This window comes from Acinetobacter legionensis (assembly GCF_048551735.1).
In the GTDB taxonomy this organism is placed as follows: Bacteria; Pseudomonadota; Gammaproteobacteria; order Pseudomonadales; family Moraxellaceae; genus Acinetobacter.
In genome coordinates this window covers 127,446-140,843 of the sequence record NZ_JBIMBV010000013.1, presented here as the reverse complement: position 1 = coordinate 140,843, position 13,398 = coordinate 127,446, and the positions used below count along the sequence as shown (strand labels likewise).

The 13,398-nt window shown below is 37.1% G+C and carries 10 protein-coding genes; 4 read left to right on the top strand and 6 right to left on the bottom strand.

The window, feature by feature from the left end:
- Nucleotides 1–251 precede the first annotated feature (251 nt).
- Together ACG9ZL_RS13280 and ACG9ZL_RS13275 are read right to left on the bottom strand one after the other, a co-directional pair.
- Complete coding sequence (locus ACG9ZL_RS13280; protein ID WP_419360370.1) at nt 252–1,433, bottom strand: YbfB/YjiJ family MFS transporter; 1,182 nt, start codon at nt 1,431–1,433, stop codon at nt 252–254.
- A 256-nt stretch (nt 1,434–1,689) separates the two neighbouring features.
- Nucleotides 1,690–2,265 (bottom strand): flavin reductase family protein, encoded by a 576-nt coding sequence (locus ACG9ZL_RS13275; RefSeq protein WP_419360369.1) that lies wholly within the window; start codon nt 2,263–2,265, stop codon nt 1,690–1,692.
- A 196-nt stretch (nt 2,266–2,461) separates the two neighbouring features.
- Here ACG9ZL_RS13275 and ACG9ZL_RS13270 point away from each other — a divergent pair, with 196 nt between their 5' ends.
- Entirely contained in the window at nt 2,462–3,853 is a 1,392-nt protein-coding gene (locus ACG9ZL_RS13270; RefSeq protein ID WP_034612245.1) for an L-cystine transporter, read from the top strand.
- 218 nt (nt 3,854–4,071) lie between these two features.
- On the opposite strand, the gene ACG9ZL_RS13265 is transcribed toward ACG9ZL_RS13270, so the two are convergent.
- Nucleotides 4,072–4,401 (bottom strand): DUF8200 family protein, encoded by a 330-nt coding sequence (locus tag ACG9ZL_RS13265; RefSeq protein WP_419360368.1) that lies wholly within the window; start codon nt 4,399–4,401, stop codon nt 4,072–4,074.
- A 181-nt stretch (nt 4,402–4,582) separates the two neighbouring features.
- Between ACG9ZL_RS13265 and ACG9ZL_RS13260 the strand changes: the two genes are divergently transcribed.
- Together ACG9ZL_RS13260 and ACG9ZL_RS13255 are read left to right on the top strand one after the other, a co-directional pair.
- Nucleotides 4,583–5,413, top strand: coding sequence for a PhzF family protein (locus ACG9ZL_RS13260; RefSeq protein WP_419360366.1), 831 nt, complete (start codon nt 4,583–4,585; stop codon nt 5,411–5,413).
- A 150-nt stretch (nt 5,414–5,563) separates the two neighbouring features.
- On the top strand, nt 5,564–8,338 hold the full coding sequence (locus ACG9ZL_RS13255; RefSeq protein WP_419360364.1) for a M16 family metallopeptidase: 2,775 nt from the start codon (nt 5,564–5,566) through the stop codon (nt 8,336–8,338).
- Nucleotides 8,339–8,512: 174 nt separating this feature from the next.
- Here ACG9ZL_RS13255 and ACG9ZL_RS13250 read toward each other — a convergent pair whose 3' ends face one another.
- Nucleotides 8,513–9,292 (bottom strand): ferredoxin--NADP reductase, encoded by a 780-nt coding sequence (locus ACG9ZL_RS13250; protein WP_004721908.1) that lies wholly within the window; start codon nt 9,290–9,292, stop codon nt 8,513–8,515.
- Nucleotides 9,293–9,391: 99 nt separating this feature from the next.
- Between ACG9ZL_RS13250 and tsaA the strand changes: the two genes are divergently transcribed.
- Nucleotides 9,392–10,120, top strand: coding sequence for a tRNA (N6-threonylcarbamoyladenosine(37)-N6)-methyltransferase TrmO (tsaA, locus tag ACG9ZL_RS13245; RefSeq protein ID WP_336954490.1), 729 nt, complete (start codon nt 9,392–9,394; stop codon nt 10,118–10,120).
- 91 nt (nt 10,121–10,211) lie between these two features.
- Here tsaA and ACG9ZL_RS13240 read toward each other — a convergent pair whose 3' ends face one another.
- Together ACG9ZL_RS13240 and ACG9ZL_RS13235 are read right to left on the bottom strand one after the other, a co-directional pair.
- Nucleotides 10,212–11,681 (bottom strand): CYTH and CHAD domain-containing protein, encoded by a 1,470-nt coding sequence (locus ACG9ZL_RS13240; RefSeq protein WP_419360362.1) that lies wholly within the window; start codon nt 11,679–11,681, stop codon nt 10,212–10,214.
- Nucleotides 11,682–11,878: 197 nt separating this feature from the next.
- On the bottom strand, nt 11,879–13,339 hold the full coding sequence (locus tag ACG9ZL_RS13235; RefSeq protein WP_336954492.1) for a CYTH domain-containing protein: 1,461 nt from the start codon (nt 13,337–13,339) through the stop codon (nt 11,879–11,881).
- Between the last annotated feature and the right edge of the window lie 59 nt (nt 13,340–13,398).

The following is a 13,398-nucleotide window of genomic DNA, read 5'->3' as shown; positions in this document are numbered from 1 at the left end:
AGGAAACTCGAAGTTTTGATGACAAACCAAACTCTACAATTTACGTGTAGTGATAGCTAATCACTACAAAGAACAAGATACAAGATGACAAAAATCTCGCGTTGGGCGAGGTTACGTCCCGTGCTCCCACATTTCTATACAGATGTGGCGGCATCCCTGTCTCCCTACGGTAGGATAACTATATAGGATTCAAAAGTATGAAAAATGAATTGATAACCAATAGTTTCTAAAATTTCATAAAAACTTAAGCTTTATTTATGATTAATGACTTGATGGGTTTGAGAATAGATAAAAAATTGTGCTGTACCTACAGCAAGTACACATGAGGCAAGTATAAATTGCTGGTGATATGAAACTCCCCAATGTTGCAAGCTACTAAAACAGATTCCACCAATCAATTGAGTTACTGCAAAAGCTAATGTTGCCATGCTCCATAGTTTTTTATAGGCCACATGATAAAGATGTAAAATAGTATATGAAGTAAGGAAAACCACAGCAGGATTAAGCAAACCAGTAAAAAAGGATGATGTATAGGTAAGGATTGGATGAGTTGAAAAAATAGCAATCAAGATCGCAAAAACATACAGACTATATAATATTTTTAATGCGGTAGAATTGCCGAATTTTCGAGCTAATAAGTAAGCACTGATTGCACCTAAGGCACTGCCTGCACCATACAAAATCCAATTAAAGTTAATCAAATATAGATTAAGATGTAGGGTATTTTTAAGATAATCAATCCAAAACAATGAGTGAGGAACATAGGCAAAAGCACTAGAAGCATAGACAACCAGCAAACTAAAATACATACCATTAACTGTCCCTGTTTGATTGTTTGTTACGTTGATATGATCCAGATGATCTTTAAACTGATTGAGTAAATAAACAATGACCAAACAAATGACAGCAGAGAATGCAAATAAAATCATCCATGCAGATTGTGTGTTGATTCTGTCAAGATAAGGCAAAAACAGGGTTGCCAATAATACTCCAATGCCAATACCACTAAAGCCAATAAAATTGATGGTTAGCCGTTCTTCAGCTTTGCTGCAATGTGCAACGATACTGGGAGCTAGGATCATCAATAAGCCACCACTGATGCCTGAGATGACTCGCCAAAAGACATACCAGCTTTCGGGAAGACCTGAAAAAGCACAACTGAGTAAACTCACCATTCCAGAAAATGCCGCTAAAATGATATATCGAGGCATGGTAAAGTTTTGAGGCAATTTCATTGCCCAAAATGCACCAATTAAATACCCCAACAAATTTGCACTGCTTAATATACTGGCAAAGCTGGAGTCCCAATGATAAGCAAGACGGGTAGAGGGCAATAATGCAGTATAGGAAAATCGGAGAATGCCAATGCCTAAACACATACACAGGCATAGGAAGATACTCAGCTGAATTTTATTCGATCCTATCTTGGTCATTATGCAGATTATCCATTTTCCGTTAATTCACCTTAAGGTGAATTTAAAAAAATGACAATAAATAATCAGTATTTAGTTTAGGAATAATCAAGGCTTATTCACACAACTTAACCAGAGGGTAAAATCGGAGCTTATTGCAGGATATGTACGATTAAGATCAAGGGCTAAGTCTCTTTAGATCATTGTACAATTATGAATTGAACATGATTTAAAACAGATTGGCCCCTCGACAAGCAAAAATTCGTAAGGATTAAGCTTATAGATTGGCATCTACAGGATCTCCGATCGTATAGTAATGTCCACCTGCAACATGATGTAGGCTTTTCCATTCAGCACCAACTTCATGATAATACCAGTGACCATTTCGGAATACGCGATCATCCGCATATGCAGCGACGACTTTGCCTATAAATAAATCATGGCTTTGTTGATTATGCGGTTCAGGAATCAGTTCACAAATTAACCATGCAGCGCAGCCTTCAACCGCAGGGAGATGAAATCCCTTAAATTGGAAAAGTGGCGTATGGCAGTGTGAGAGTTTTTCAGAATCATTAAACTGACTGATTGAACCTAATTGTTGTACCAGTTTAAGTTGTTTAAGTGTCGGTACTTGCAGGATGAAATGACCTGACTTTTCAACTAATTCACGAGTTTTCGTACTTTTGTCTAAAACCACACTCACTTTGGCAGGCACAAGTTCTAATGCACAAGCCCAAGCTGCTGCCATGACATTATTTTCGTTTTCATACTGGGCTGAGACAAGCACGGTTGGACCGTGATTTAATAGGCGATAAGCCTTAGAAAGTTCAACAGTTTGGATATGTGAATTCATAAGATGGCCTATATTCTGGGTGTTAGTCTTTATTTGTATAAGCTTATACAAAAAATTCATGAGTAAGCTAAAGTAATGTTTTTATTATTAATAGTACATGTTGAGAAAACAACACTTAAATATCAAAAAATGCTAAAGACTATTGGATATTTCACAATAAGATTATAATAAAACGATCAAAACTATTGGAACTCGAATGAACTATACGCTCATTTTGAATATTGTCATATTCATTGCCTTGATCATACTGCTGATGCAAACCAGAAAGACAGATTGGAGTCTGGCTAAAAAAGTGTTTGCCGGTTTATGTTTAGGTGTGGTATTTGGGCTAGGATTACATTGGGTTTATGGTACAAATTCTGAAATTTTAACTGAGTCTATTCAATGGTTTAATATCGTTGGAAATGGTTATGTAAAGCTTTTGCAAATGGTAGTCATGCCATTAGTGCTGGTCTCGATCCTGAGTGCTGTGATTAAGTTACATAATGCATCCTCATTAGGCAAGATTAGTATTTTTAGCATTGGTACATTACTAATTACCACATTTATTGCCGCTTTGGTTGGCGTGTTTGTGGTCAATCTATTTGGATTAAGTGCGGCTGGTCTTGTACAAGGGACACAGGAAACAGCACGTCTTGAAGCAATTCAATCTGAATATATTGGTAAAGTCACAGACTTAAATGTACCTGATTTTATTTTATCTTTTTTGCCAACAAATCCATTTGCTGAACTCACTGGGGCACATCCAACCTCAATCATTAGTGTGGTGATCTTTGCTACGATGCTCGGTTTGGCAGGGCTTAACCTGATCAGAGATGATGCCGAAAAAGGCCAACGTATCGTCACTGCAATTGATACTTTGCAAGCGTGGGTGATGAAGTTAGTTCGATTGGTGATGACGCTTACACCTTATGGTGTATTTGCCTTGATTACGAAAGTCGTAGCAAGTTCTAAAGCCGCTGATATTGTTAATCTTGGTGGTTTCTTGGTTGCCTCTTATCTGGGGCTAGCCATTATGTTTGCAGTACATGCAATTGTATTGTTGTTGACAGGCGTTAACCCAATCCGCTTCTTTAAAAAGGTTTTACCTGTATTAACCTTTGCTTTTACCAGCCGTTCGAGTGCTGCAAGTATTCCATTAAATATTGAAGCACAAACTCGCCGTTTGGGTGTGCCTGAGTCTATTGCTAGCTTTTCTGCTTCATTTGGTACAACGATTGGACAAAATGGTTGTGCGGGTCTATATCCTGCGATGCTTGCGGTGATGGTTGCCCCAACAGTAGGGATTAATCCACTTGATCCGATCTGGATTTTAACTTTAGCTTGCGTAGTGACTTTAAGTTCAATTGGCGTTGCAGGTGTCGGTGGTGGTGCAACCTTTGCTGCACTGATTGTTTTACCGATTATGGGTTTACCCGTAACTTTGGTGGCTTTGCTGATTTCCATTGAACCTTTGATTGATATGGGGCGTACTGCGTTAAATGTTGATGGTTCGATGACTGCAGGTGTTGTGACCAGTCAATTGATGGGGCAGACAGATCAAAGCATTTTGCTTTCAGATGAGAGAGAAGAGTTAAAACATAGTTAACCTATTTTTCAATATTATTTAAACGCCATAAAAAACACCTAAATTACATTTAGGTGTTTTTTTTCAACTAAAGTTTATCAGTCAAACTCTGATTCATTAAATGCATATTCATTACAAGCTGATTTATTAAAACAAGTCAGAGTATTCACGACTATAAATAGCAGTTTATCACGATCATATTTCTGATAAATATGATGGTCTGCTGGTGCTAAAGCGTTCTATTTTGCAGCTTGATTACACTCAGCCAATTCTTTTGAATTTTTTGTCCAAATTTTTCCAGCAGAATTTTTATAGAAGGTGATTTTTCCAATTCGAGAGACCAAACTTTGGCATGAGTCGATTGAAAGTTGATTGCCCCAAGGACCAGACATTCGACATACAGTACCATCGCATTTCCAAACCACATTAGGGCCATTCTCTATAGGTACGGTAACTGTTCCTTTATGTGTGGTTCCAGCAATCCAAATGGTATCGGCTGCAAAAGTCAGTGGAGAACATAGGATTAGGCTGCTTATAACGACGCTTTTGAGTTTTATGCTTATTTTCATCGTGCTTATTCCATCATTATTGATCTAGGAAAGATTATAAACTTCAAATGAATCTATAAAACAGGTGTATTTTGAATGGTCAATACGATCAAGCTTCAACTGTAACCATTTTAAAACTTAGACTGTATCTGTAATCATTTTTAGTATTGCTTAGAATAGATTAAAATGAGGAGTTTTGACAATGAAAATGTACCAAGTTGATGCTTTTACACAAGAATTGTTTAAGGGCAACCCTGCTGCTGTATTGGTCTTAGATGACTGGCTGGATGATGCTCTGATGCAAAATATTGCCTTAGAAAATAATTTGGCAGAAACTGCTTTTGTCAAACGCATGGATGATGAAAATTATCAAATTCGCTGGTATACACCACAGGTTGAAGTCGATTTTTGTGGGCATGCAACCTTAGCTTCAGCATTTGTTTTATTTAAAGACTATACCCAAGCGAAGACGATTCATTTTCATGTTAAAGATTTGGGTATTTTTATCATCCAGCAAGCTGAGGATGGAAAGATCCTGATGAATTTCCCGATTCGTCAGCCACAAAAAGTGATCGATTATCCAGCGTTATTGAATCATGTCATTGATCAGCCTTTTAAAGAAGTCTACCTCAATGCGCAAGCGTATATTTTAATTTGTGAATCTGCACAAGATGTGATTGATGCAACACCAAACTTAACCAATATCCGAAAAATTGCAGAACAGTATCATGTGAGTACCGCATTAACTGCTGAGTCTGCAGGCTATGATGTGACCATTACCGCAGCTTCAAACGATTATGATTATGTTGCTCGCTATTTTGCTCCACATAAAGGAATAGATGAAGATCCTGTAACAGGTTCAATGCATACTGGTCTAGCGCCCTTATGGGCTGAAAAGCTAGGTAAAACACAACTTATTGGTTATCAGGCATCAGCGCGCGGTGGAAAATTGTTTTGTGCTATTCAGGATAGTCAACGTATAGAAATTTCAGGCTATGCACAGTTATTTATGCAAGCTGAGATTTTTATTTAAATTGATTTTAAGATCGACATGTTCAAATCATTACAAAAGCCGTTGAAATAAACGGCTCTTTTTTCAAAACTTTACTATAAATTTTGTTCAGAATTTCTTAAGATGTTTAGCTTATAAATGTTTAAAATTTAAAAAATTCTGGATTCTCCTATGCTCATGCAGTTGAAAAAACTCACCTTGTCGCTTTGTATTCTTGGTTTTAGTGCGTCTAGTTTTGCTCAAGCCATCCTGGTTAAATCTGAACATAATATCGAAGAATATAAGCTAGAGAATGGCTTTAGAGTTTTACTTGCACCGAATGACAAAGAAAGTAAAGTCTTTATGAATACGGTTTATTTGACCGGTTCATTAAATGATCCACAAGGCAAAGGTGGTCTTGCACATTTACTTGAACATTTAGCCTTTAAAGGCACACAAGATGTAAAAGGTGAAGAATTTCAACGCCGTTTAGATCAATATACGTTAATGACCAATGCCAGTACCGATTATTATTCGACTAAATATACCAATATTGTACGCCCAGACCAAAACACCCTAAATGAAGTGATTTATTTAGAGTCACAACGTATGGACAAATTGGTGCTTCAAGAACAATTCGTTCCTTCAGAAATCAATATTGTGATGCGCGAACGCGAAGTGCGTATGGATCAGCCTTTTGCTGTGCTGATGGATCAAATGTGGAAAGCAGCCTATGGCAACAAGTCATTAGGTCGTTTACCAATTGGTGATCTTGCTGAACTACAGTCAATTAAAATGAATGAATTGAACAAATTCTATAAAGACTGGTATGCACCGAATAATGCGGTAATGGTGATTGCTGGTAAATTTGATAAAGCAGAAGTTTTAAAAGCCATTGATAAAAACTTTAGTGCGATAGCTGCACGTAAGATTCCTCAACAAGCAACAGTACCTTTACTTGATTCTTCAACCATAAAAAATCGTAATTTTGTGGTGAAAAAGGGCAGTGATCTTGCCAAATTCAATATTTATATGAATGGTAAGAATGAAAAAATTCAGCCAGTATTAGCACTTGCGCCATATTTATATACCTTACAACCGAGTGGTCATCTATATTCCAGCATGGTAGAAACTGGTGTAGCGACCAATGTTCAGTCGACAACATGGTTAGATGATGATTTTAATTTGGTGTTTATGGGGGCGATTTATGCACCAAACCATGATGCTCAAAAAATTGACAGTGCGTTGATTGCCGGTGTAGAAAAAAATAAAAGCTTTGATGATGTCGAATTAAAACGGGTTAAAAATCTAATCCAGAATGCCAACGAGAGTTTATTGACCAGTGCTGCTGCTGTTGGTGGTATGTTAAGTGATTATGTGGTGTCGTCTCATGGTAATTGGGCACAATATTTTAAAGATCAACAAGCCATTCAAAAGTTAAGCGTAGCTGAAACTAATGCAACTTTAAAAGCATTTTTAACTGAACAGCACCGTTTTAATGGTGATATTCAACCGACACCTGAAGACCAGAAAAAGGCCTTAGAGCAAAAGCAAGCTGCTGAAAAACCAAAAACTTTAGATCAACAAGCTGCTGCAGTAGAACCGTTAAAAGATGTCAGTGTTTATCAAGCGGAAGTTGCCCAATATGTTGAAAAATCGAAACAATATTTAACTGCAACAGAGAAAAAGATTCAACGTGGCACTTTAAAAAATGGGATGAAGTATGCTTTATTCCCAACCTCGACACGTGATGATAAAACCTATGCAACCATTGAGGTTAATTTTGGTACAGCTGAATCTTTAATGAATAAGGCACAAATTCTCGATTTTACGGCTTATTTATTATTACGTGCTTCTGAGCAATATAGCTTACAGAATATTGCAGATAAAACTATTGAAGCAAGTGGTGCAGCAACTGCGACGGCATCGGATAACGGGATTACTATTCAAATTTCAGCGAAAAAAGAAAAATTTGAAGAGTTCTTTAAATATATCGTGTCGGTGATGAAGAGCCCTAAATTTGAACAATCACAATTTGATTTAATTAAATTACAAAGTTTATCTAGTTTGGATCGACCATATACTGAGCCTGAAACAGTATCCTCTTTAACCATTGCGCGCCTACTTGAAACCTATCAGCCAGGTGATTTACGTTATCATTTTGAACCAGAACTGGCTAAACAACAGATTCAAGCAGCAACCAATCAACAAGTTATTGATTTGTATAAAAAATACTTTGCAATGGACCATGCCTTTATTTCTATCACTGGGCAATATGATGCAAAACCGATCAAGAAGTTACTTGAGCAACAATTTGGAAATTGGTCAGCTAAACAACCTTATCAGCGTTTATCAACAGAATTTACCCCTTATAAAGCGCAGAAAGTGCATGCCCTTTCAGAACAACGTGAGTTTGGTAGTTATCAAGCTTTGCAGACCTTACCTGTAGGTGTAGACAATAAAGATGCCGCAGCACTGATTGTCTTTAGTTATATTTTGGGTGACTCGCAATTGTCTTCACGTTTAGGACAAGAGCTTCGTGAAAAAAATGCGTTGGTTTATGGTTTTGGTAGTCAATTAAACTTGGACTCTTTTAATGAAGCAGGTGCATTGTCGATCGAAGCCAATTACACAGCAGGAAAATCTGCTGAAGTATCGCAAGTGGTGCGTAAAGTGCTGAATGACTTATTAGCGACTGGAGTAACCAGTCAGGAGTTGGAAGCGGCTAAAGCCAATATCATGAAGCAACGTGTAACGTCTTTAGAAGATGAACGTGTGATTCATCGTATGTTAAACAGCCAGCTTGAACGCAATAAGAAAATGGATAGTCGTGCTTTAAGAGATCAAGAGTTTGCTCAACTGACCAAAGCGGATGTAGATGCTGTGATTAAGAAGTATATTAAACCTGATCAATTGGTTGAAGTGATGGCTGACCAATATGGTCAAGCTCAGAAAAATCTAAATTGATGATTTAATTACTCATTGACTTAAGGAAGCCATACATTTGTATGGCTTTCTTTTTTATAAAGATACAAGATTTATAAAAAAGAGCCGTCAAACTGTACTAATTTATATTCATTAAACTCTAAAAACCGAGGTATTGGACCTCGGTTTTCAGTTTAACGATGCTTGAAAAATAAATTATTTTTCAACAAATGCGCGTTCAATCACATAGTCGCCTAAAACACCCATTTTAGGTGATTCTTTGAGGCCGTGTTGATCAAGGAGCTCGACAACATCGTCAAGGAATGCTGGGCTACCACACAGCATTGCACGGTCAGTTTCTGGATTAAAACGTGGTAAGCCAATTTTTTCAAATAATGCACCAGATTCAATCGCAGTGGTTACACGACCTTGCGTATGGAAATCTTCACGGGTCACAGTTGGGTAGTAAACCAATTTGTCTTTAATACCTAGCTCTTCAAAAAACTCATTGTTTGGAAGTTCGTTGAGGATCAGGTCTTGGTAAGCCAATTCAGAAATAAAGCGTGTACCATGTACCACGATAACTTTCTCAAAACGTTCATAGGTTTCAGGATCGCGAATCGTTGATAAGAACGGTGCTAACCCCGTACCCGATGAAAGAAGGTATAAGTTTTTACCTGGATTCAAATCATCAAGTACCAAAGTACCTGTAGGTTTTTTTGAAATTAGAATTTCATCGCCAACTTTTACTTTTTGCAAAATAGAAGTTAAAGGACCATCAGGCACTTTAATTGAGAAAAACTCTAATTCTTCTTCGTAGTTAGCGCTTGCAATAGAATATGCTCGCATTAAAGGCTTACCATTGACTTCAAGACCAATCATCACAAATTGACCATTTTTAAAACGTAATGCAGTATCACGTGTGGTCTTAAAACTGAATAGAGTGTCATTCCAGTGGTGTACGTGAGTAATCTTTTCGACGTTGAAAGCAGCCATTAAAGGTCTCAATAAATTATCAAATTAGAACAGCCTGCTATTCTAATCTAAAATCATTCTCGATAAACTGAATATATTTAATTGAACTTATCAGAAAAAATGATTATGACTGAGTTAAGTCTCCCGATTATTGGGATTATGCGTTCTCCTTATGTTGAAAAATTTGGTATTCCTCGACAACCAAATCTGGTTCAGGTGGAGTCTTTTATCGAAATGCATGCACCCTACAACGTCTTGGAAGCATTTGAGGGAATCGAAGAGTTTAGTCATTTATGGTTGATCTGGCAGTTTCATGACAATAAAAATCAACAAGATAAAGATAAATTCCGTCCTCAAGTGAGGCCACCACGGTTAGGTGGAAATAAAAAAATCGGTGTATTTGCAACACGCAGTATGTATCGTCCTGCACCGATTGGCTTATCTGTAGTACAACTTAAAGCCGTTAAAAAAGAGGGTAATGCAGTTCGTGTATATGTGACAGGCAGCGACCTTTTAGATGGTACGCCAATTGTCGATATTAAACCTTATATTCATTATTCTGATGCTGTGGATGCGGCGCAAAGTGGTTATGCCCAGCATGAGCCTGTTCGTAAACAGGTTATTTGGTCTGAGCATGCACAGCAATTAAAAAGTAAATTTCTTCAAACAGCTGACATGGACCAAAAATATATCGCTGAACTTGAGTCGGTACTGGCTTTAGATCCTCGACCAGCTTATCAGCATGATGATGCACGTATTTATGGAATGCGTTTTGGGAAATTTAATATTAAATTTAGTTGTGTAGAAGAGGGGATCCTGATACAGGGCATTGAGTCGTTCAGTTATTGAAAACGTGATTCCATATCCTGCTTAAAACTTATGCGCTTTTGTTCGCAGTGATCGGAGCATCTCGGTTTAAAGAGCAGGAGAGTATCTACAATTACTCTAAAGTGGCTGTCTTGGCAAACTGCAGCAAATCTTGTTGTGATTTCAGCAAAAGCCGTTGCCGTTCTGCGGCAACCCAGCCCAAAGCAAACCAGACTTGGGGTTCTGTTTTGACCAATTTTTTTAACACATCTTCAGCAACAATCAGGTCATTGTAGAGACCTAAACTTTCTTGAGCAGGTTTAATGGCTTTTAAATATTTTTTGACTTGGCTTTTATCCGATAATGATGCTACAAACTCAATACTATAACGCAAACGCTTTAAGTTTTTACGAGTACGGTGCCGTGCTTCGATGTCTAAATTTAAATAGTTTTTCGCATCAGTTTGAATTTTGCAATGTAATTGCCTAACTTTTTTAAATGCTGCTTTATGTACAGCTATTTGAGATTTTTCATTTGATTCTTGGGCAATAAATTGAATCAGGGATAGGACTAAATAATTAAAATTAAAAGATCTAAACAGTTTGGTTAATTTTTGCGAATCAACATCTTGAGGTTCTGGAAGTTTAAACTTAGGTGCACCAGCCGCTTCAAGCTGAGGTAATAACTCTTCTCGAATCATATCTAAATCACGAGCCGAACCAAGTTGTCTAAATAGTTCGGTTAACTGAGTTTGCCAAGTGGGATCGATATGCAAAGACCAATTCGAAAAGGTTTTTAAAGCGCTTCTTAAGCGACGTATTGCCACACGTGCCTGATGAATATGTTTGGAATTAAAGTTTCCAGATGCAATTGCTGTACTGTTGGGGAGTAGATGAGATAGACAATTATTCACGATCTTTTTGAATGCATTCTCAGGATGATCCTTTGAATCAAGAATAATTGGCGTTTGCAACTGTACGGGATTGTCTGGAGTATTTTGTGCAAGCTGAAAACCTTGTTGCGCTTTGCTACGGGTATCAAGCCATAAGTTATAGCGTTTCATCCGAGGTAAGATAAAAGAAATTAGATCTTGAACAGTACCTTGTTTCAGTTCAAATTCTAATTCACGTAATGCGAGATGCTGTTGATGGGCGATGATATGACCATGATCATAACTGACTTCAATTTCACTATTTTGAAATTTAAATAAACTGAGTTTTCTTTCGATGTCTGTTTGAAACTGAACTTCTAATCCGTCTTTATGTTGCTCTAATAAGCGTTTAATATTTTTAGCAATATGCTTATTACTGAGATAATTTTTTAGATCTAATCCTATTTCTGAGCTTCCGATGTTTTCCTCAAATTCTGCACGTTTGAGTCTTTGTTCTGTTGGAAGTTTGAGGGTTTGTACCCATTGCTTATTTTCTTGATCATCTTCAAGGCGTTGACGAAGCGAAATGGAATGCTCAGACAAAATAAATTGTGCCGTATCATAGTATTTGGCTTGTAAGTGCTGAATATTGGTATCTTTTCTTTGAAACGCTTTAATGAGCATTTCTTGCTTTTCTTCAGGTATTTGGAATTTCAATTCAATTTCAAACATGCTTATCGTTCCATTCTTATTACTTATTCTTTCGATTTTAATCCGATAAATTGTTTTTTTTGAGTTTTTAATGAATGATTACAAATTCGCAACGTGAATACTCACGCGACTACTATTCTTCAATTTTATGCAGTATTTAAAGAGATGATTTTATTCAATAACTTTAATCAATAAAACCATCTCTTCTTGCTGCTGATTTATTTTAAAAACTTACGGCTAACCAAGAACTGTTCTGTCGCTTCAAGCAGTTTTTCCGCATAAGCTTCTTGTTTTGCGGTAAGCCAGCCTAAGGCAAACCAATCACTGGCTTCTAGGTCGGTTTGTTGTAGGTAAGATGATGATGAAGCAAGCACTTGATATTGCTCACAAGCTTGTTGAGCATCATTTAAAGATTTCGCATATTTCTGTAAGTTCTTAACATCATAGATATTGGTTAGGATCGGAAAGCTAAATTTTAATTCATTTAAATGCTGAGCCAGCGCTTCTAAACTTTCAAGGTCAGATAGATCGGCTTCATTTAAACTTTCTTGTAACTGTCGATACTGATTTTGCAATGTATTTTGCGCAAACCATTTTAAGTCATGGGTTGGCGCTTTCGCAGACTGTCCTAAACTGAACATGAGTAATTCTAAATAGTGCTGCACATTTTGAGTTGATTTGACCAAATTGATAAGTTTTTCATTGGCATACAAAATATCCCGATCTAAACTTTGCGCCGTTTTCGGATTTTGCAGTAAAGCACCTAATGTGCGTTGCATATGTTCAAAATGCTGTAAGTTTTTAAAATGACTCTCAAACGCTGAAAGTTGATGTGACCATTTATCCGTTTTGGTATCTGTCCAATCCTTAAAAAGAGAAAGACTTAAGTGTAAATGGTGTAGGGCCGTCTGTGCTTGAATAATATGTTCAGGCTGGGCAACCTGTGCAGAAATCGCGGCAATATTTGGCAATAAATGTTGTAATTGACTGGCAATAAGCACTCGTAAATTTTTATCTGCAGTGTCTTTTTTATTTAAAATGGTTTCTTTGCTGAGCTGTGCTGGACTGACTTTTTGATCCACAGTTAATAAGTGTCCAAACTCAGCTTTGCTACGTACATCAAGCCACAAATGATACTTTTTAACCCACTCAAAACTAAAAGCTAAAAGCGATTGAATTGAGCCACTTTTTAACTCAAATTCAACCTCATGAATTTCTTGTTTTGAGGTTTCGGTTCTGACTTCACCAATATCGAGGCTGATTTCAATTTCAGCATCTTCAAACTGAATCACACGGATGGTACGTTGGATGTCGGTTTCAAATTGTAATTGGAGTTCATCAAATTTATCCCCCAATGCATTTTTTAAAACAGCAAGTGCTTCGGGTTTATTCTGGTAAATATCAATATCTAAATGTGGGGCTTCAGCAAGCTCACCTAAATCAATATTGTCTTCAAAGCGTTGCAAATGGCTTTTGGTGGCGGCTTTTAATGTTTGTACCCAACGTGTTCCTTCTAAGCGTTGACGTAGTGCAGCGCCGTGTTGGGACATCTGACGATCAGGTGTGTCGTAGTATTTTGCTTGTAATTGAATAATTTGGGATTTTTTAGGATCTAATGCTTTGAGGAGTGCATTGCGGCGGGCTTCCGGAATTTGAAACTTTAATTCAACTTCAAGCATGTGAGGGTCCTAAGTGTTAATCATGGTTATTAGATAATTAAACATTATTGAATGTTTAA